The sequence below is a fragment of the Palleronia aestuarii genome (assembly GCF_003253995.1).
Classification (GTDB): Bacteria; Pseudomonadota; Alphaproteobacteria; order Rhodobacterales; family Rhodobacteraceae; genus Palleronia; species Palleronia aestuarii.
In genome coordinates this window covers 262,372-280,998 of sequence record NZ_QKZL01000002.1, presented here as the reverse complement: position 1 = coordinate 280,998, position 18,627 = coordinate 262,372, and the positions used below count along the sequence as shown (strand labels likewise).

The following is an 18,627-nucleotide window of genomic DNA, read 5'->3' as shown; positions in this document are numbered from 1 at the left end:
CGTTCAGGCGAGCTTGGAGGAGGGAAGGTCGCGCAGGAAGGCCGCGAACTCGTCGTGGAACTCGGGCCGGTCGAGACCGAAGGCCACCGTGGCCTGCAGGAAACCGCCCTTGTTGCCGCAATCGTAGCGGTCGCCCTCGAAGACGAGACCGCTGACGCCGGGATCGTTGCCGATCTCCGCCGCGATCGCGTCGGTAAGCTGGATCTCGCCGCCCGCGCCGCGGTCGAGCTTGTCGATCCGGTCGAGAACGGACGGCGTGAGGATGTAGCGGCCGATGACGGCGATGTTCGACGGCGCGTCCTCGGCCGCGGGCTTCTCCACCATGCCCTTGACCTTCAGGACGTTGCCGTTGCGCTCCTCCACGTCGAGGATGCCGTAGGCGGACGCCTTGTCGGGCTCCACTTCCATCGCGGCGATCATGCAGCCGCCCGTCTCGGCATGGGCATCGACCATCTGCTTGAGGCAGGAGGTCTCACCCTTGATGACGTCGTCGGGCAGGATCACGGCGAAGGGCTCGTCGCCGATGAGCCGCCGCGCGCACCAGACGGCGTGGCCGAGGCCGAGCGCCTCCTTCTGGCGCACGTAGGAGATGGCGCCCGAGGGCATGTTGGTGTGCTCCAGCACCTCCATCAGCTCGGTCTTGCCCTTCTGCTTCAGCGCGGCCTCGAGTTCCGGGGCGGAATCGAAGTAATCCTCGAGCGCGGACTTGCCGCGCGAGGTGACGAAGATGAAGTCGGTGATGCCGGCCGCGCGCGCCTCGTCGATCGCGTACTGGATGAGCGGTCGATCCACGAGGGTCATGATCTCCTTCGGGATCGACTTCGTCGCCGGCAGGAACCGTGTTCCGAGACCCGCGACCGGAAAGACCGCCTTCGTTACCGCTTGAGCCATTTCTCGTCCCTTTAGGTTTTTCGCATTGTTTTGCCATGTCGAAAGCGGATGGCGCCGTGAATCGTTCCTCAGGCCGGATACAGCCGGACGCCCGGGGCATACGCGATGAAAAACGGATTGGCGAACCCGTCCTTGCCGTAGTCGAGCGGCCGGTGATCCTCGAACCGCACGACGGCCCCGCCCGCGCCCGCGAGCACCGCATGGCCCGCGGCCGTGTCCCATTCCATCGTCCGGCCGAGGCGCGGATAGAGGTCCGCCTCCCCGGTCGCGACGAGGCAGAACTTGAGCGAGGAGCCCGCGCTCGTCATGTCGCGGACGGCGTATCGGGCGATATAGGCGTCCGTCTCCGCGTCGCGGTGCGACTTGGAGGCCACGACCATCAGGGCGGAATTGTCGGGCTCCGACACGCGCAGGGGCTTCGTCTCGCCCGGCATGTCCTTGTCGAAGGGTCCCGTCTCCTCGACCGAATGGCCGACCGGGTCGGTGTAGAAAAGCCGCTCCCGCGCCGGGGCATAGACGACGCCGCGGATCGGCTGTCCTTCCTCGACATAGGCGATGTTGACGGTGAAGTCGCCGCGACGCTGCACGAACTCCTTGGTCCCGTCGAGGGGATCGACGATGAAGAAGGTGGAGACGTTCTGCCCGTGGGAGGCGGACTGCTCCTCGGTCACCAGCGCGACCTCAGGGAAGGCCTGCCGCAGGCCTGTGGCGATCAGCCGGTCGGCGGCTTCGTCCGCGGCGGTCACGGGGCTCGAATCGTCCTTCTCGCGGACGTCGAAATCCTCCGATCCGTAGATCTCCATGATCGCGTCGCCCGCTTCGAGCGCGAGACGCCGCATGACGTTCTGGAGTTTCTGATGGTCCAAGAAGTATTCTCCGTCGTTGCAATTACGCCCCATTCGGCCGCACTTATGGTCAAACCGACCCGAAACGGCAAGCTGGGAGTGCCGCGAGGCCGTCCGCTCAGGGCGAGTCTGTGCCGGTTGCACCCGCGACGCGCAACGTGACGTTGATCCGCCCGCCCTGCGGCAGGAGCCGCGAGGAGCCGAACCGGATCCGGTCGATCCCGTGATGGACGAGCCGCGCGGCGCCCGAAAGGACCGCGACATCGCCCGAGGCGAGCCAGACGCTCTCCGTCTTGCCGCCGCGTTCGACATTGCCCACCCGGAAGAGCGCCTCGTCGCCGAGCGAGAGGGAGACGACCGGATGGTGCAGCTCCGCCTCGTCGCGGTCCTGATGCAGCCCCATCCGCGCGCCCTCGCCGTAATAGTTGAGAAGGCAGGTATCGGGCGGCACGGCGCTTCCCGAGACCGCGTCCCAGAGCGTCAGGAGCCGCGGCGGGATCTCGGGCCAGGCCATGCCCTGCGGATGGGCGGGTTCGTAGCGGTAGCCGCGCCGGTCCGACACCCAGCCCAGCCGGCCGGCCGAGGTCATGCGCACCGACATCTTCCGCCCCCGCGCCGTCTCGGGGTGAAAGAGCGGCGCGGCTGCGGCGACGGCGCGCAGCTCGGCCACGAGCGCGGCCTGTCCGGCGGCGTCGAGAGCGCCCTTGAGAAGCGTCACGCCACGCAGGTCATGAGCCGCCATGTTCCCTCCCCCAAACCTTGCAGCGGGGCCGAAAAACGCCCCTGAGCGGCGCTTGCAGGCCAGAAATGCGCCTCCTATATACCGCAGACGCCGCAGCCGGGGGCGGAAAATCCGGCAAAACGACAATAGAGAAGACCGGGATCGCCGGACCGGTGCCGAAGGATGGGCCGGCCCGCAGGAACATCGCCTTAAGAAGAGGAACACGAAACATGGCCAAAGTCATCGGCATCGACCTTGGAACGACCAACAGCTGCGTCGCCATCATGGACGGCAGCCAGCCCCGCGTTATCGAGAACGCCGAGGGCGCCCGCACCACCCCGTCGATCGTCGCCTTCACCGAGGACGAGCGGCTCGTCGGCCAATCCGCGAAGCGTCAGGCCGTGACGAACGCCGACAACACCATCTTCGCCGTCAAGCGCCTGATCGGGCGCCGGACCGACGACGAGGAAGTCGCGAAGGACCGCAAGAACCTCCCCTACGACATCATCGACGGCGGCAACGGCGATGCATGGGTCGAGGCGCGCGGCGACAAGTATTCCCCCTCCCAGATCTCCGCCTTCATCCTGCAGAAGATGAAGGAGACCGCCGAGTCCTATCTCGGCGAGGAGGTGACGCAGGCCGTCATCACGGTTCCCGCTTATTTCAACGACCAGCAGCGGCAGGCGACGAAGGACGCGGGCAAGATCGCGGGCCTCGAGGTGCTGCGCATCATCAACGAGCCCACCGCGGCGGCGCTGGCCTACGGTCTCGACAAGAAAGAGACGAAGACGATCGCGGTCTACGACCTCGGCGGCGGCACGTTCGACATCACGATCCTCGAGATCGACGACGGCCTCTTCGAGGTGAAGTCCACCAACGGGGACACGTTCCTCGGCGGTGAGGATTTCGACATGCGGATCGTCAACTACCTCGCCGACGAGTTCAAGAAAGAGCACGGCGCCGACCTGACCAAGGACAAGATGGCGCTGCAGCGTCTGAAGGAGGCCGCCGAGAAGGCCAAGATCGAGCTGTCGTCCTCATCCCAGACCGAGATCAACCAGCCGTTCATTTCCATGGGCTCGAACGGGCAGCCGCTCCATATGGTGATGAAGCTGACCCGTGCGAAGCTCGAGAGCCTCGTGGGCGATCTCATCAAGAACTCCATCAATCCCTGCAAGGCCGCGATCAAGGATGCGGGCATCTCCGTCGGCGACATCGACGAGGTCGTCATGGTCGGCGGCATGACCCGGATGCCGAAGGTCGTCGAGGAAGTGACGAAGTTCTTCGGCAAGGAGCCGCACAAGGGCGTCAACCCCGACGAGGTCGTGGCCCTCGGCGCCGCCATCCAAGCGGGCGTGCTGCAGGGTGACGTGAAGGACGTGGTCCTGCTCGACGTGACGCCGCTGTCGCTCGGCATCGAGACGCTCGGGGGCGTGTTCACGCGTCTCATCGACCGCAACACCACGATCCCGACGAAGAAGTCGCAGATCTTCTCCACCGCCGAGGACAACCAGAACGCGGTGACGATCCGGGTCTTCCAGGGCGAGCGCGAGATGGCGGCCGACAACAAGATGCTCGGCCAGTTCAACCTCGAGGACATCCCGCCCGCGCCGCGCGGCCTGCCGCAGATCGAGGTGACGTTCGACATCGACGCGAACGGCATCGTCTCGGTCTCCGCCAAGGACAAGGGCACCGGCAAGGAGCAGAACATCACGATCCAGGCGTCGGGCGGTCTTTCCGACGACGAGATCGAGAAGATGGTCAAGGATGCCGAGGAGAACGCCGAGGCCGACAAGGGCCGGCGCGACCTCGTCGAGGCGAAGAACCAGGCCGAGAGCCTCATCCACTCGACCGAGAAATCGCTCGAGGAGCACAAGGACAAGGTCGATCCGACGACCGTCGAGGCGATCGAGCTCGCCATCTCGAACCTGCAGGAGCAGCTCGAGACGGATGACGCGGGCAAGATCCGCTCCGGCATCCAGAACGTCACGGAGAGCGCCATGAAGCTCGGCGAGGCGATCTACAAGTCGGAGCAGGCCAAGGCCGACAAGGGCGACGCCGAGGATGCCGACGCGGAGCGCGGCGGTTCCGACGACGACATCGTCGATGCCGATTTCGAGGATCTCGACGACGACAAGCGCGCGTCCTGAGACGTGTTCACCGACAGGGGAGGCCGGTCCGATGATGTTCGGGCCGGTCTTCCTGTTTGGAAAGGACGGATAGATTCATGGCAAAACGCGATTTCTACGACGTTCTGGGCGTGTCGAAGGGTGCCTCTGCGGACGAGATCAAGAAGGCCTATCGCCAGAAGGCCAAGGAGCTTCACCCCGACCGGAATGCCGACAACCCCAAGGCCGAGGCGCAGTTCAAGGAAGCGGCCGAGGCCTACGACGTCCTGAAGGATGCCGAGAAGAAGGCGGCCTACGACCGGTTCGGCCACGCGGCCTTCGAGGGCGGCATGGGCGGTGGCGGTCAGCGGCGCCCGGGCGGCGGCTATGGCGGTCAGGGCGATTTCGCCTCGGCCTTCTCCGACGTGTTCGACGATCTTTTCGGCGACATCATGGGCGGGCAGCGCCGTGGCGGCGGACAGCGGGCCACGCGGGGCGCGGATCTGCGCTACAACTTGCGCGTCAGCCTCGAGGAGGCCCATCGCGGACTGCAGAAGACGATCACCGTACCGACGGCGGTGCAATGCGACACCTGCCACGGGACCGGCGCCGAAGGCGGCGCGGAGCCCGCGACCTGCCCCACCTGTTCGGGCATGGGCAAGGTACGCGCGCAGCAGGGCTTCTTCACGGTCGAGCGGATCTGCCCCACCTGTTCGGGCGCGGGTCAGATCGTCAAGAATCCCTGCAACGTCTGTGGCGGCGCCGGACGCGTCGAGAAGGATCGCGCGCTCAGCGTCAACATCCCCGCGGGTGTCGAGACCGGCACCCGGATCCGCCTCGGCGGCGAGGGGGAAGCGGGCCTGCGCGGCGGGCCGTCGGGCGATCTCTACATCTTCATCGAGGTCGAGGCGCATCCGCTCTTCACCCGCGAGGGAGAGAATCTCTTCTGCCACGTGCCGGTCTCCATGGCCTCCGCGGCGCTTGGCGGCGACATCGAGGTTCCCACGATCGACGGCGGACGGTCGCGTGTAAAGATCCCGGCAGGCAGCCAGTCGGGCAAGCAGATGCGCCTGCGCGGCAAGGGGATGCCGCGGCTGCGCGGCGCCGGCGCGGGGGACATGTATATCGAGCTTGCCGTTGAGACGCCGGTGAACCTCACCAGCCGTCAGCGCGAGCTCCTGCGCGAGTTCGACGACCTGAGCGAGCACAACAATCCCGAAAGCTCCGGCTTTTTCCGCAAGGTGAAGACGTTCTGGGACGGGATGAAGGGCTGAACCGCCCGGCGCGGTTCAGTCGAGCCAGACCTCGACACGGCGATTGACCCGGCGCCCCCAGGCCGCGTCGTCGCAGGCCATCGGCATCGCCTCCCCGAAGGCGGCGGTCTCGAAGGACGGCGATAGCGGACCGGTGAGGTCGGCTGCCGCGACGACCGCGGCGCGCACCGCTTCGGCCCGCCGCCCCGCGAGACGCCGGTTCGTCGAGGCCGGGCCCTGCGCATCGCTGAACCCCGCGAAGAGAAGGCTGCGGCCGTCGAACACCCCCCGAGACGCGGCCTGCGCCAGGAGCGCGACGTTCGAGCGCGATTGAGCGTCGAGCCGGCTCGATCCATCCTCGAAGCGGAACGAGATCGATAGCCGGGACCGGCCCGCGATCGCCTCGACCATGTCCTTCAGATCGTCGAGGGAAACCCCGTCGCCCGCGGAGAGAATCGCGCCGAGGAACCGGTCGCCCTGCTCCGCGATCGGCACCGATTCGGGAAACTGGTCCACGAATCCCGTCCGCCGCACCACCGCCTGCGCGGCGGGCGAGACGGCGTAGTCGAGGAAGGACTGGGCGATCGGCGCCAAACGCCGCGCGGGGCTGTAGAGGAAGATCGGGGTCGTGAGAGGATAATCCTCGCTCTTCAGCGTGCGGATCTCGGCCTCGGACGCGATGCCGCAGGGCCCACGAAGCGCCACGACCTGGGCGTTGCCGAGCGCGGAGAAGGGCACGATCCCGAGGGCGAGCGGGTCTTCGGCCACCGCCGCCGAGAGATCCGCGCCAGTCTCGTGTCGCGTCGTCGCGATGGTGGCGGGCGCGTCGCCACCGAAGAGCTGCCGGAACAGCGTCACATCCTGCCCCGAGCCCGACGGTCCGAGATGGAGGGCAACGGGCGCCTCGGCCCCGCCGAGATCCGACCAGTCCTGCAGAGCACCGCCCACCACATCGCGCAGGTCGGTGAGGGAGATCTCCTTCAGGGGATTGCCGACGGCGACGACCGGGACCAGCGCGTCGAGCGCGACGATTCGGCTTCGCCCCGGAGCGGTCAGATCGCCGAGGCCCGCAACGCGCGCCAGCGCCGCTTCGCGGGGCAGGATCTCCCGGTCCGACAGGTTCATATCCGCGTCCCCGGCAAGGAGATCGGCGAATCCCTCCGCGCTCGTCGAAAGGGTCAGATCGAAGACGGCCACGACCCCGCGCGATCCACGGCCCGTCATCGTGTAGCGCAGGCCCGCTCCGCGTTCCTCGCGCGCGAGGTCGAAGCCGTTTCGCGCCGCGAACGTCTCGATCAGGGGAGGCAAGAGCGCCTGGCCTGCGGAGGCCGCGCCGGAAATGGACAGATACGTGACGAAGCGCTCGGGATCCGGGCAGGCCGCGCCGTCGCAGGTCACGCCGGAGGCATCGACGCTCACCTCGCCATGTTCGGTCAGGAGGCGGAGAAAGGTCCCGTCATAGCCGAGCAATTCGCCCGAGACGACCAGACCGCCCTCCCGCGAGGTCAGGGTGACGTCCTGCGCGAGGGCAGGTCCGAACGGCGCGGCGACGGCGAGCGCCGCGCCCCAGACCATCCGACGAATACTCATGTGCCGCCTCTTCCCCTCCCGAACCTTCGCGAAGTTTCAGGGGGCCCGGGCGATTGTTCAACTGCACAAATCGCCTCAAGCGGGATGCGCCCGGCCATGTGTCGTCCTAGCCGTGCAGAGCGGTACCGTCAGGCGTCGCGGCTCTTCTCGGCGCCGCTGCGTTCGGGACCGACGATCTCCGCCTCGGGCACGTCCGGCTTGCCGGTCTCGGACGTCTGGAGCGGTTCGTCGGTGGCGTGTCGGGCCTCGTCGGATTTCGACGCGGGCGGCGCGGTATCAACGGGCGGTACGCCTGCCTCGGCCGAATGCGTGTCGGGCGCTGCGGACGCCGTCGGTTCCTCGTCCACAACCGGGCCGGGCCCTTTCGTGACCTGACCGACGATGAGCGGCAGCATCTCGGTCTGCGACGGCATCGCGACGACCCCCTCGCGCGGTTCCGTCCAGGCAAGCGTGTCGAAGGCCCCGCAATTGCCGCAGATCGGATCCCAGCTCGAATGGACCGCGTGGCAATTTCCGCAGACCCATTGCGGGCCGCGGGGGACATTGACCGCCTTGGTGAGCCATCCGCGAACGATCGCGTCGTCCGCCCCCTCGCCACGCTCGATCGCGGCCATGATCGTCACCGACCGCGCCGTCGGAGAGGCGGTGGCGAGGTCGCCCAACGCCCGTCGGGCCGCCGGGAAATCCTCGTTGGCGATGTGAAGCTCGGCGAGCAGCATCCGCGTCTCGGGATGGTCGGGCTTCAGCTTCGTCAGCGTGTTGAAGCGGCGGATGCGCTGCTCCGGCGTCTCCTCGGGTGCGATCTCGGCGAAGGCGGCCGCGAGGTCGGGATGCGGCTGCGCGTCCCATGCCTTCTTCAACACCCGCGTGGCGTAGCGGTTCTGTCCGCGCGCGATATAGCCGCGGGCGGCCATTGCGGCCGCGGGGATCAGGTCCGGCGACAGGCGATTCGCCTCGATCGCGGCTTCCCGCGCCTCGATCGTCGTATTGTCGGCCACGAGATCGCGCGCCTCGCTCAACGCCAAGACCGCGTCGCGGCGGCGGTGGACGTCGCGCGGCAGGCTGCCATGCTTGAGCTTTGCCCCGAGCGTATTCCGGGCGCCCGACCAATCGTGCTTGGCCGCCTGCAGGCGCAGGAGCGTGTCCTGCGTCTCAACGTGCTTGGGCTTCAGCGCGAAGGCCCGCTCGGCGAGGGCCAGGGCGGTCGCGGTGTCGCCCGCGTCGAGCTTCTGCTTCATCAGGCCACGCACGCCGACGAAGCGGGTCCGGTCGTTCTCGAGGAGTTGCTTGTAGACGGCCTCCGCCTTTCCCGTCTCGCCCGTCATCTCGTGGCTTTGGGCGAGGAGGAGCTTGGTGAGGTCGGGACGGTCGAGATAGCGCTCCGCCCGCTGCGCCTTGGCCTGTGCCTCCTTCCCCTCGCCAGAGGCGAGCGCGAGGAGGGCGTCGGCGAGGGCGTTCAGGCCCTTCTTCTCCCGATTGCGGGAGAAGTAGCGCGTCACCGCCGTCTCGTCCCCGTTCACGAACCGCAGAAAAGCGACGAGGAGGCCGAGAAGTTTGAGAACGATCCAGACCGCGAGGACGAGGAGCAGGACCGCGATCACCGTCTGAAGCGGGCCGAGCGTGAATTCCGTGCCGGCAAAGGCCAGGCGCAGCGTGCCTTCGGCCTCCATCAGCCATTCCGCGCCGAGCGCGAGCGCCGCGACGACAAAGAAGAAGAGGACGATCTTGAGAAGGGACCAGAGCATCGCGTTCGTCCTCAATTACCGTTTAGGGATTGCGACACCTGCGCGACGGCTTCGCTGGTCTGGAGACGGGCCTCTGCCCGCGAAATCCAGTCCGACATGGCATTTCGACCCGCCTCGGGCAATGCCCCGAGCTCGTCGAGCGTGGCCTGCAATTCGCCGTCCTGAAGCCGGGCCTCGGCGCGCGACAGGATCGCGTCCGCGCCGCTCCCCTCCCGCTCGCCGAGCGACCGGGCGCCGGTCTGCGCACGCAGGAACGCGCCGATCCGGTCGATCGCGCCATCGCCCGCCGTCTCGGAGATCGACGCGGAAAGGGCGTCTCTCGCGGCGTCGGAGAAATCGCGCTGCAACGCACCGAGCGTGGCGACGCCGGTCCCGCCATTCTCCACGAAGGCGGAGGGGACGGGGATGTCGCTCGCCGTCTGGAAGGCCGCGACGGATTCGGCGAAGGGCGTGCCGTTCTCGACCGCCGCCCCGATTTCCGCGATCGCGGCCTCGGACGAGATCCGCCGCGTCTCCTCGGTGGCGGCATCGCGCGCGGCCGTGATCTGGCTCGCCTGATCCTCGATCCGCGCTGCCTGATCGGACACTTGCGTCGAGAGCGTCTCGACCTGCTGCTGCAGCGCGGTGACCGCATCCGACGGCCCGTCCTCGGTGGAGACCTCGTCGGAGAGGGTCGAGACCGTTTGCTGCAACTCGTCGATCCGGCTTGTGAGATCGGCGACGCGTTCCTGCGAGGCGGCGTCGAGCGCGGCCAGGGCGTCGCTGCCCTCTCCGCCATCGCCGAGGCCGCCCAGGGCCTCCTCGAGGCTGTCGATCCGCGATTGCTGTTCGGAGATGCGCCCCTCGAGCGTATCGATCCGGCCACCCGTCTGGGTAAGGGCGTCTTCGGAAGCCGTCAGGCGCGCCGCGTTCTCGTCGGGTGCGCCGAGCGTCTCCTCGATCTGGCCGATCCGCGCCGATTGCGCCTCGATCGACGCGGCGATGTCGTCGGTGCCCCCGTCGAAGAGGCCGAACTCGGTGTAATAGGCGGCGAGATAGCCGATGGCCCCGGCGAGAAACCCGCCGAGGAGCGCCGCCGCGAAGGCACCGCCGCTGCCCGAGCGGCGCGGTTCGGGATCGCGTGCCACGATCGTCTCGCGATCGGACCGGTCTTCGGGCTCGGACGAATCGGTGACGACGTCGGTCGTCATGGCGGAAGTCTCGCCCGGCGCGGCGGGCTCGCTCTCGGACGTCCCCGGTTCCACGATGTCCTCCCGGGATTCGGTCGCGTCGGGATCCCGGCTGTCGGAGGATGAGCTGTCGGAAGGGGGAACGTCGGGTTTCGCCACTGGGCACGATCCTTTCTTACCTGGGCCCCGGGGCCCGTCGGTCTCGAAGACCTCGGGTAGCTTAACGGTCCCCCTCGCGGTCAACAAGCCCGCGCAATCCGTCGAGCATCGCACGCCCGTCGGGCCGCGCGGCGATCCGCACCTCGCCGGGCCAGGGCCAGGCCCGCGCGGCCGCCGCGCTGATCGCGAGAACCCGTGCCGCGACGGGCGGACCATCGACCTCCGCCCCCAGCAAGGCGGCGGAACGGGGCGAGAAGAGCGGCAGGAGCACCGGGCCGGCCGCGATCGCGCGGCGCGCGGCATCGCTGATCCTCCGCGCCGCCTGGTCGTAGACGGTGATCCCCTCGGCCCGTATACCCGCCGCCGAGAGGTCCTCGATCAGCGATCCGGCGACATGCGTGCCGCGGAGATGGACGACCCGCTCCGGCCGCGCGGCGAGGAGCAACGTTGCAAGGGCCGCGATGTCGGGAGCGGTCTGCTGCAGATCCGCGCCCGCCGCCAGGGCGGCGCGGGCCGTCGCGGCACCGACGGCCCAGACGCGCCGCCCGGAAAGATCGCGCGCCGCGGCGACCCCGTGAACGGAGGACAGGACGAGATCGCCCGGAGGCAGCGCCGCCGGTGGATCGAGATGGACCTGCAGGACCGGAGAAATGAGAATTGCGCCGTCGATCCCCGCGCGCCGCGCCTCGAGCGCGAAGCGGCGGGACTGCGCCTCCGGGCGGGACAGGATCAGGGGCGGAGCGGTCAGGCGAAGCCTCGGGGGCATGGCATTAGGATGCGCCCAGTGCTACGCCCCGCGCACCTTCCGCGCAACAGGCTCCCCATGACCGCCCCCCTGACGATCCTCGGCATCGAATCGAGCTGCGACGATACCGCCGCGGCCCTGGTCCGGCACGCCCCCGGGCGGCAGCCGGAGATCCTCTCGAACGTGGTCGCGGGACAGGCGGCGCTGCATGCGGCCTATGGCGGCGTCGTGCCGGAGATCGCGGCGCGCGCCCATGTCGAGAAGCTCGACCTGTGTACCGAGGAGGCGTTGGCGGTCGCGGGCGTGACGCTCGCGGAGGTGGACGCGGTCGCGGTGACGGCGGGGCCCGGGCTCATCGGCGGCGTGCTCGCGGGTACGATGTTCGCGCGCGGGCTCGCGGCGGCGGCGGACAAGCCGCTCCTGGGGATCAACCATCTCGCGGGCCATGCGCTGACCCCCCGGCTCACCGACGGGGTGGACTTCCCCTATCTCGTTCTTCTCGTCTCTGGCGGTCATTGCCAGTTTCTCGCCGTGCACGGTCCGGAGCGATTCGAACGGCTCGGCGGCACGATCGACGATGCGCCGGGGGAGGCGTTCGACAAGGTCGCGCGCCTGCTGGGCCTCGGCCAGCCGGGCGGCCCGGCGGTGGAGGCGGCCGCGCGGTCGGGGACGCCGCGCATCGCGCTGCCGCGCCCGCTTCTCGACCGGGCGGGATGTGACATGTCCTTTTCCGGCCTGAAGACCGCAATGATCCGCGCGCGCGACGCCGAGCTGAAGGATGGCGCCCTGCCCATGGGCGCGCAGGCCGATCTCTGCGCGAGCTTCCAGGCCGCCATCGCGGACGTGCTGGCCGAGAAGTCCGACCGGGCGCTCGCCGCCTGCGGATTTCGTCCCGCGGCCTTCGCCGTGGCGGGCGGCGTCGCGGCGAACGGCACCGTCCGCGGCGCGCTCGCGGAGGTCGCGCGGCGGCACGGCACGGCCTTCGTCGCGCCACCGCTCGCACTCTGCACCGACAATGCCGCGATGATCGCCTGGGCGGGAATCGAGCGGTACCGTGCCGGGCACAGGGGCGATACGGACCTCGTCGCACGACCGCGCTGGCCGCTCGACGCCGAGGCGGCGCCGATCCTCGGCAGCGGCAAGAAGGGAGCAAAGGCATGAGATACTGGCTGTTCAAATCCGAACCCTCCACCTGGAGCTGGGACCAGCAGGTCGCGAAGGGCGATGCGGGCGAGGAATGGGACGGGGTGCGCAATTACCAGGCGCGCAACTTCATGCGCGAGATGGAGGTCGGCGACCGGGGCTTCTTCTATCACTCGCAGACGAGCCGGGAGATCGTGGGCATCGTCGAGGTGATCGCCGCCGCGCATCCTGACAGTACGACCGACGACGAACGCTGGGAATGCGTCGACATAAAGGCGGTCGCACCTCTGCCGCGTCCCGTCACGCTCGATGCGGTGAAGGCCGACGAGCGACTCGCCGACATGGTGCTGGTGCGGAATTCGCGCCTCTCCGTCCAGCCGGTCACGGACGACCAGTGGGAGATCGTCTGCGGGTTGGGTGGGATCGATTCGCGCTAGGGGCGAAATTTTCCGGAAATCTGCATGATGTCCTCTGGTTAACCTTTACGGGGCGAACCCGTCTGGGCCATTCTAGCCATAGTTAACCTGTTGTTTTCCTGTATCGAGTGAGTCCGGGAGTTCTCCCATGAATCCAATCTTCGCCCTGAAACGGGCAGCCGGCGCGCGCCGGTTTCAGAGACCTGTCAGCCAATTTTCCAATTCGCTTTTCGGACGGACCTTTCCGCCGGACGCGCGAACCAGGGTCGCGATCTACTACCATCCGAACGTTATCAGCTGGTCGCTGATCTATCCGTACGTGAAATACGAAGAGACGTTGAAGGAGCGATACGGCGTCGCGCTGAGCCTGCGGCCCGTGGACGAATTCCTCGCCGGCGACGCGGACCATTCGGCGGACGTCATCGTGGTGCAGCCCTGGTTCACCGTCGATCCGGCGACGCTCGAACGCGCGCTGGCGGATTGCCGCTCGACGAACCGGTCCGCGCGGATCGTGTTCCTCGATCCGTCCGCGCATTGCGATCTCCGGCTCGGGCGGTTCGTCGCGCCCCATATCGATCTCTACCAGCGCAAGGCGCTCTTCAAGGATCGCAGCGCGTTCACGCAGCCGTTCCGCGGCGATACGAACCTCGTCGACTACTATTCCGCGCTCCATGGCCTCGAGGCGCCGGTCGTGGACTGGGAGGCGCCCGCCGACCTTCTCGACCGGCTCGCTCTGGCTCCGAACTTCCTGCTCGATCCGACGCTCGCGGCGGGGTTCCTTGGCGAATCGCCGGTGGGCGGGGATCGTCCGATCGACCTTCATTGTCGGCTCGCGACGCGGGGCTCGCCTTGGTACCAGGCGATGCGGCTCCATGCGGAGGAGGCGGCGCGCGGGATCGACGGAATCCGCCAGACGCCCGACGGTCGCATCCCCCGGAAGGCTTTCCTCGCCGAGATGCGTCAGGCGCGCCTGTGCTGGAGCCCGTTCGGCTATGGCGAGCTTTGCTGGCGCGATCTCGAAGCCTTCATGACGGGGGCCGTGCTGGTCAAGCCAGACATGGGCCATCTCGAGACATGTCCCGACCTCTACGTGCCGGGCGAGACCTACCTTCCGGTCAAGTGGGATTTCTCCGATCTGGAGGATGTGGTCCGCGCCGCGCTCGACGATCCCGAGAGGTGTCGCCGCATCGCGGAGACGGCCTTCGCGAAGGCGCGCGACTATATCGAGACGGACCGCTTCGTCGACGAGGTGTCGGAGCATTTCGCGCTCGAAAGACCGGCCCTCCTCGCCTGAGACGGCCTCGCGCGGCCGGGATCAATCGGCCGGATTCTGCAGGGCGCGGATCGTGTCGGGCTTCCAGAGCCACAGGCACCCCGCGCCCAACGCGCCAAGGGCGAGCGTCATGACGGCCGCGGCGCCCATGGTCGTCAGCCGCTCCATCGCGAGTTGGTTGAACTCGGAGGCGAGCGCGAGGAGTTCGAGCACCGACACGGTCAGGAGCGCGGTGAAGATCGTGTAGTTCGACGGCAGGAACCGGAAGGCCAGCGGCAGGGACAGCGCCCCGACCGTCAAGACCAGCCACGGCGCATGCGAGATCAGGGCGATGCCGAAGGCCACGGCGGTTCCGAGCACGGTCCCGATCGTCCGCTTCATCGTGCGCGAGAACAGCTCGCCATGCGGCGGCAGGCACAGGACCACGAAGGTGAGCGGGAACCAGAAGCCGTGCTCCCCGAAGAAGCGCCCGCCAACGAAGACGGACAGGAACAGCCCCACGGCCATGACGGTCCCGAAGACGAGCGCGTATTCGTCGCGCTCCGGCTCCTCCTCGCCCGTGGTGTGGGTCTGGCCGAAGATGCGCGTGACGGCGAGGCTCCAGGCCATCGCGGCGATGTAGAGAAGAAGGAGGAGCGGCTTGTCGTCGGGAGAGATAATCGGCGCGGTGAAGACCGTCCAGGTGATGAGCCCGCGGATCGCCGGGCGTGCGAAGCCGAAATGGCCGCAGATCCCCGCCATCATCCCGAGAAGCGGCGCGACGATCAGCGCCATCTCCGGATCGCCGAGGCTGAGAATGCCGGCCATTCCGATGAAGAGGGTAACGAGCGCACCGAGCGGTACGCCCTCGTCCTTTGCGGCCAGATGGGCGGGGAGTGAGGCGAGGAAAGCCACGGCACCGACGCGGCCCATCGTCAGGATTGCGACGAGCGGCGGCACCGCGATCGCCGCGCAGGTGATCGCGACGGTCGCCCATGGCATCGGCGCGCCATTCGTGGCGATCAACGCCTTCGCCTTCTCGATCATCCCGACCATCCCCGTCTTCCGTCCCCGTGGCATCTAGCCCGCGCGGGATCACGCGGCCAGCCCGGGGCAGTCAGGCGTAGGCGTCTTCCTTGCCGAAATGCTTGACGAGGAGGTAATAGACCACGGCCCGCTGCTTTTCCGGCTCCGCCCGGGGATAGAGCCGGATCGCCTTCTGGATACCGCCCATCAGGCTCTCGTCGTCCTTGAGGCCGAGCCGTCCGATCAGGAACTCCTCCCGGATGCGGAGCAATTCGTCACGATCCGAATCGGAGACGAGCCGCTCGCCCCGATCCTCGATCTCCGGCATGAGATCCGCGACGATCCGGTCGAGAAGGGTCATGTCGGGATTGTCCTCGATCTCCTTCAGGTCGGAAATCGCACTTCCCATGATCTTGTCGCGGTCGGGCATCTGGTCCTCCATTCGCTTGCCTTGCGCGCCCATCCTCTACCACAGGCGCGGGCGGGCAAAGGCCTCGTAGCCGGTATCGTAGGCCTCGGCATCGAAATCCGGATCGACCTCGCGGAGCAGGTCACCGGCACTGGGAACGTCGGCGCCATCCGGCTCGCGCGTCCAGAGGCCGGAGCGCATGACCGCCTTCGCGCACTGGAAATAGATCTCCTGCACGTCGAGCACGATGACCGTCCGCGGCAGTTTCCCGTCCCGTGCGAAGGTTTCTGTCAGCCGGGGCTCGGCGGTCACCGCAGCCCGGCCGTTCGCACGGACGACGTTCTCGTTGCCGGGGATCAGGAACATCAGGCTCGCCCGAGGGTCGCGCACGATATTCCTGAGCGAATCGACCCGGTTGTTACCGGACCAGTCAGGCAGCCACAGCGTCCGTTCATCGGCGACATGCGCCACCGCCCCATCCTCGCCGCGCGGTGACGCATCGGTCCCCTCGGGCCCCACCGTGGAGAGCACGGCGAAGCGGGACGCGGCGATCCATCGGGCGTAGAGCGGGGTGATGCGGTGCCGGACCTTGGTGACGGAGCGCGGCACCGGATCGCCGTAGATCGCATCCAGTTCCGCGATATCCGCGATCCGTTCCATCAGTAGCGGTAGTGCTCCGGCTTGAACGGGCCTTCGGGCGTGACGCCGATATAGGCCGCCTGCTCCGCGTCGAGGGTGGTGAGCTTGACCCCGATCCGGTCGAGATGGAGACGCGCGACCTTCTCGTCGAGATGCTTCGGCAGGATGTAGACGTCGTTCTCGTACTGTCCGCCATTCTTCCAGAGCTCGATCTGCGCCAGGACCTGATTGGTGAAGGAGGCCGACATCACGAAGGACGGGTGGCCGGTGGCGTTGCCGAGATTGAGGAGCCGCCCCTCGGACAGGAGGATGATCCGATTGCCCGACGGCATCTCGATCATGTCCACCTGGTCCTTGATGTTGGTCCACTTGTGGTTCTTCAGGTTCGCCACCTGAATCTCGTTGTCGAAATGGCCGATATTGCCGACGATCGCCATGTCCTTCATCTCGCGCATATGCTCGATGCGGATGACGTCCTTGTTGCCCGTGGTCGTGACGAAGATGTCTGCGTCGAGGTTCTCCTCGAGGAGCACCACCTCGAACCCGTCCATCGCCGCCTGGAGCGCGCAGATCGGATCGACCTCCGTCACCTTCACCCGCGCGCCCGCGCCGCGGAGCGAGGCGGCCGAGCCCTTGCCCACGTCGCCGTAGCCGCAGACGACCGCGACCTTGCCGGCCATCATCGTGTCGGTGGCGCGGCGGATGCCGTCGACGAGGCTCTCGCGGCAGCCGTACTTGTTGTCGAACTTCGACTTGGTGACGCTGTCGTTGACGTTGATCGCCGGGAAGGGCAGCCCGCCCTGCTTCTTCAGCTCGTAGAGGCGATGCACGCCGGTCGTCGTCTCCTCGGAGACACCGCGGATCGCCTCGCGCTGGCGGGCGAACCAGCCGGGGCTTTCCTTCATACGCTTGCGGATCTGCGCGAAGAGGGCCGTCTCCTCCTCCGATTTCGGAACGGCGATGAGGTCCTCCTCGCCAGCCTCGACGCGGGCCCCGAGGAGGATATAGAGCGTCGCGTCGCCGCCATCGTCGAGGATCAGGTTCGCGGGCTCGTCGCCGAAATCGAAGATTCGGTCGGCATAGGCCCAGTATTCCTCAAGCGTCTCGCCCTTGATCGCGAAGACCGGCACGCCGGCTTCGGCGATCGCGGCCGCGGCGTGATCCTGCGTGGAGAAGATGTTGCACGAGGCCCAGCGAACCTCCGCGCCCAGGGCCACCAGCGTCTCGATCAGGACGGCGGTCTGGATCGTCATGTGGAGCGAGCCGGCGATGCGGGCGCCCGAAAGCGGCTTATCGGCTCCGTATTCCGCGCGGAGCGCCATCAGCCCCGGCATCTCCGTCTCCGCGATATCGATTTCCTTGCGGCCATAGCCCGCGAGGCCGGTATCCCTGACGATGTAATCCTTGGCCATGTGCCCTCTCCTCGCATCCATGCGGTTGGCGGCTCGGTTACCACCGCCCGGACGAAGGGGCAATCGCGCGCCGTGCGCCGATTGACGCGCGGGCCCGAAACCGGGAAACGGGGACGGACGCACGCCTCCTGGAACGATCCCCATGAAACCGACCCGCGCTTGGCAAAGGATGCTGTCGGGCCGACGGCTCGACCTCCTCGATCCCTCGCCCCTCGACATCGAAGTGGGCGACATCGCCCACGGCCTCGCCTTCGTAGCGCGCTGGAACGGACAGACAAAGGGCGACTACCCCTATTCCGTGGCCGAGCATTCGCTGCTCGTGGAGGCGATCTATTCCCGCAAATTCACGAGGCCGGAGCCGCGCTGGCAGTTGGCAGCACTGCTCCATGACGCGCCCGAATACGTGATCGGCGACATGATCTCTCCGGTGAAGGCGGCGGTCGGCCCGGATTACGGCGCGCTCGACGCGCGGCTCGCCGGGGCGATCCATATCCGTTTCAGCCTGCCCGCGACGATTCCGCCGGGCGTCAAGCGGCAGATCAAGGCCGCGGACCGGATCTCCGCCTGGCTCGAGGCAGTGCAGATCGCGGGTTTCTCGGAGGCCGAGGCCAATCGCTTCTTCGGCCGCCCGAACCGCGAATTGACGGACGGGCTCGACATCGTCCTGAGGCCCCCGCGGGACGTGCGCGCCGCCTTCGCCGGGCGGCACGCGGAGTTGATGGCGCAGCTCTAGCGCGTCACGTCCTCTTCCTCCCGTTCGCGGCGAAGATGCGCGACGTCTCTTTCGGTTTTCCACCCTTTCCGGGGTTCGGGGACGGAGGGCGCGTATCCCCTGGCCCATCCGCCTTGCCGCGCGGCGATGGTGAAGCTGTCGGCCAGAATGGTCAGCATGATCGCCCCCTATCGCCTGTCGGACCCGTCAGGGCGCTGTGCCCAGAGCGATATTCCGCGCTTCTGCCCCGTCGTCCGGGGCTTGAGGATCGACCGCCACCTTGTCATGAAGTCTAACATGATCTTGCTTCCTTCCACTTTCCATACTTTAAATGATGAGGGACTTTCGCAGATCGGGCGAGTCAGGAAGTATTCCGGGTTGTAAGCTGAACT

The 18,627-nt window shown here is 67.7% G+C and carries 18 protein-coding genes; 6 read left to right on the top strand and 12 right to left on the bottom strand.

Annotation, left to right across the window (positions count from 1 at the left end):
* Positions 1-3 precede the first annotated feature (3 nt).
* From galU to LX81_RS03470, 3 genes are all read right to left on the bottom strand, one after another.
* Positions 4-891, bottom strand: coding sequence for a UTP--glucose-1-phosphate uridylyltransferase GalU (gene galU / locus LX81_RS03480; RefSeq protein ID WP_111535893.1), 888 nt, complete (start codon positions 889-891; stop codon positions 4-6).
* Between the two features lie 68 nt (positions 892-959).
* Positions 960-1,757 carry a 3'(2'),5'-bisphosphate nucleotidase CysQ gene (gene cysQ / locus LX81_RS03475; RefSeq protein WP_211322699.1) on the bottom strand — a complete coding sequence of 266 codons (798 nt, stop codon included), beginning with the start codon at positions 1,755-1,757 and terminating at the stop codon, positions 960-962.
* Positions 1,758-1,854: 97 nt separating this feature from the next.
* Positions 1,855-2,478 carry an alpha-ketoglutarate-dependent dioxygenase AlkB family protein gene (locus LX81_RS03470; RefSeq protein ID WP_111535891.1) on the bottom strand — a complete coding sequence of 208 codons (624 nt, stop codon included), beginning with the start codon at positions 2,476-2,478 and terminating at the stop codon, positions 1,855-1,857.
* A gap of 209 nt (positions 2,479-2,687) precedes the next feature.
* Here LX81_RS03470 and dnaK point away from each other — a divergent pair, with 209 nt between their 5' ends.
* Positions 2,688-4,607: a molecular chaperone DnaK gene (gene dnaK / locus LX81_RS03465; RefSeq protein WP_111535890.1), complete on the top strand. Its 1,920-nt coding sequence runs from the start codon at positions 2,688-2,690 to the stop codon at positions 4,605-4,607.
* Positions 4,608-4,684: 77 nt separating this feature from the next.
* Entirely contained in the window at positions 4,685-5,839 is a 1,155-nt protein-coding gene (dnaJ, locus tag LX81_RS03460) for a molecular chaperone DnaJ (RefSeq protein WP_111535889.1), read from the top strand.
* Between the two features lie 15 nt (positions 5,840-5,854).
* On the opposite strand, the gene LX81_RS03455 is transcribed toward dnaJ, so the two are convergent.
* The 4 genes from LX81_RS03455 to LX81_RS03440 all read right to left on the bottom strand — a co-directional run bounded on the left by LX81_RS03455 (position 5,855) and on the right by LX81_RS03440 (position 11,247).
* Positions 5,855-7,408, bottom strand: a complete 1,554-nt coding sequence (locus LX81_RS03455) for a substrate-binding domain-containing protein (protein ID WP_234822473.1) — start codon at positions 7,406-7,408, stop codon at positions 5,855-5,857.
* 128 nt (positions 7,409-7,536) lie between these two features.
* Entirely contained in the window at positions 7,537-9,153 is a 1,617-nt protein-coding gene (locus LX81_RS03450; RefSeq protein WP_111535887.1) for a heme biosynthesis protein HemY, read from the bottom strand.
* A gap of 11 nt (positions 9,154-9,164) precedes the next feature.
* A complete protein-coding gene (locus tag LX81_RS03445) occupies positions 9,165-10,481 on the bottom strand; it encodes a COG4223 family protein (RefSeq protein WP_111535886.1) in 1,317 nt (438 codons plus the stop codon).
* Between the two features lie 61 nt (positions 10,482-10,542).
* Positions 10,543-11,247, bottom strand: a complete 705-nt coding sequence (locus tag LX81_RS03440; RefSeq protein ID WP_111535885.1) for a uroporphyrinogen-III synthase — start codon at positions 11,245-11,247, stop codon at positions 10,543-10,545.
* Positions 11,248-11,304: 57 nt separating this feature from the next.
* On the opposite strand from LX81_RS03440, the gene tsaD reads away from it, so the two are divergent.
* The 3 genes from tsaD to LX81_RS03425 all read left to right on the top strand — a co-directional run bounded on the left by tsaD (position 11,305) and on the right by LX81_RS03425 (position 14,079).
* Complete coding sequence (gene tsaD, locus LX81_RS03435; RefSeq protein ID WP_111536028.1) at positions 11,305-12,387, top strand: tRNA (adenosine(37)-N6)-threonylcarbamoyltransferase complex transferase subunit TsaD; 1,083 nt, start codon at positions 11,305-11,307, stop codon at positions 12,385-12,387.
* On the top strand, positions 12,384-12,806 hold the full coding sequence (locus tag LX81_RS03430) for an EVE domain-containing protein (protein WP_111535884.1): 423 nt from the start codon (positions 12,384-12,386) through the stop codon (positions 12,804-12,806). The genes tsaD and LX81_RS03430 overlap by 4 nt, the downstream gene beginning before the upstream one ends.
* A gap of 127 nt (positions 12,807-12,933) precedes the next feature.
* Positions 12,934-14,079, top strand: coding sequence for a glycosyltransferase (locus tag LX81_RS03425; protein WP_111535883.1), 1,146 nt, complete (start codon positions 12,934-12,936; stop codon positions 14,077-14,079).
* Positions 14,080-14,100: 21 nt separating this feature from the next.
* Here the strand turns inward: LX81_RS03425 and LX81_RS03420 are convergent, their stop codons facing one another.
* The 4 genes from LX81_RS03420 to ahcY form a co-directional block, all read right to left on the bottom strand.
* Positions 14,101-15,084: an FUSC family protein gene (locus LX81_RS03420; RefSeq protein WP_170133836.1), complete on the bottom strand. Its 984-nt coding sequence runs from the start codon at positions 15,082-15,084 to the stop codon at positions 14,101-14,103.
* 70 nt (positions 15,085-15,154) lie between these two features.
* Positions 15,155-15,493, bottom strand: coding sequence for a DUF2853 family protein (locus LX81_RS03415; RefSeq protein ID WP_111536027.1), 339 nt, complete (start codon positions 15,491-15,493; stop codon positions 15,155-15,157).
* Positions 15,494-15,529: 36 nt separating this feature from the next.
* The gene (locus LX81_RS03410; protein WP_111535881.1) at positions 15,530-16,132 is read right to left on the bottom strand and encodes a pyridoxamine 5'-phosphate oxidase family protein; all 603 of its coding nucleotides are present in this window, start codon (positions 16,130-16,132) and stop codon (positions 15,530-15,532) included.
* Positions 16,132-17,523, bottom strand: coding sequence for an adenosylhomocysteinase (ahcY, locus tag LX81_RS03405; protein ID WP_111535880.1), 1,392 nt, complete (start codon positions 17,521-17,523; stop codon positions 16,132-16,134). The genes LX81_RS03410 and ahcY overlap by 1 nt, the downstream gene beginning before the upstream one ends.
* Before the next feature lie 142 nt (positions 17,524-17,665).
* Here ahcY and LX81_RS03400 point away from each other — a divergent pair, with 142 nt between their 5' ends.
* The gene (locus tag LX81_RS03400; RefSeq protein ID WP_111535879.1) at positions 17,666-18,256 is read left to right on the top strand and encodes an HD domain-containing protein; all 591 of its coding nucleotides are present in this window, start codon (positions 17,666-17,668) and stop codon (positions 18,254-18,256) included.
* Here the strand turns inward: LX81_RS03400 and LX81_RS22090 are convergent.
* Positions 18,253-18,414, bottom strand: a complete 162-nt coding sequence (locus tag LX81_RS22090) for a hypothetical protein (RefSeq protein ID WP_170133835.1) — start codon at positions 18,412-18,414, stop codon at positions 18,253-18,255. The genes LX81_RS03400 and LX81_RS22090 overlap by 4 nt on opposite strands.
* Positions 18,415-18,627 lie beyond the last annotated feature (213 nt).

Coding starts and splice junctions, on each gene's coding strand:
- galU (WP_111535893.1), bottom strand. CDS start 891: ATGGCTCAAGCGGTAACGAAGGCGGTCTTTCCGGTCGCGGGTCTCGGA.
- LX81_RS03470 (WP_111535891.1), bottom strand. CDS start 2,478: ATGGCGGCTCATGACCTGCGTGGCGTGACGCTTCTCAAGGGCGCTCTC.
- dnaK (WP_111535890.1), top strand. CDS start 2,688: ATGGCCAAAGTCATCGGCATCGACCTTGGAACGACCAACAGCTGCGTC.
- dnaJ (WP_111535889.1), top strand. CDS start 4,685: ATGGCAAAACGCGATTTCTACGACGTTCTGGGCGTGTCGAAGGGTGCC.
- LX81_RS03455 (WP_234822473.1), bottom strand. CDS start 7,408: ATGAGTATTCGTCGGATGGTCTGGGGCGCGGCGCTCGCCGTCGCCGCG.
- LX81_RS03450 (WP_111535887.1), bottom strand. CDS start 9,153: ATGCTCTGGTCCCTTCTCAAGATCGTCCTCTTCTTCTTTGTCGTCGCG.
- LX81_RS03440 (WP_111535885.1), bottom strand. CDS start 11,247: ATGCCCCCGAGGCTTCGCCTGACCGCTCCGCCCCTGATCCTGTCCCGC.
- tsaD (WP_111536028.1), top strand. CDS start 11,305: ATGACCGCCCCCCTGACGATCCTCGGCATCGAATCGAGCTGCGACGAT.
- LX81_RS03430 (WP_111535884.1), top strand. CDS start 12,384: ATGAGATACTGGCTGTTCAAATCCGAACCCTCCACCTGGAGCTGGGAC.
- LX81_RS03425 (WP_111535883.1), top strand. CDS start 12,934: ATGAATCCAATCTTCGCCCTGAAACGGGCAGCCGGCGCGCGCCGGTTT.
- LX81_RS03420 (WP_170133836.1), bottom strand. CDS start 15,084: ATGATCGAGAAGGCGAAGGCGTTGATCGCCACGAATGGCGCGCCGATG.
- LX81_RS03415 (WP_111536027.1), bottom strand. CDS start 15,493: ATGCCCGACCGCGACAAGATCATGGGAAGTGCGATTTCCGACCTGAAG.
- LX81_RS03410 (WP_111535881.1), bottom strand. CDS start 16,132: ATGGAACGGATCGCGGATATCGCGGAACTGGATGCGATCTACGGCGAT.
- ahcY (WP_111535880.1), bottom strand. CDS start 17,523: ATGGCCAAGGATTACATCGTCAGGGATACCGGCCTCGCGGGCTATGGC.
- LX81_RS03400 (WP_111535879.1), top strand. CDS start 17,666: ATGAAACCGACCCGCGCTTGGCAAAGGATGCTGTCGGGCCGACGGCTC.
- LX81_RS22090 (WP_170133835.1), bottom strand. CDS start 18,414: ATGCTGACCATTCTGGCCGACAGCTTCACCATCGCCGCGCGGCAAGGC.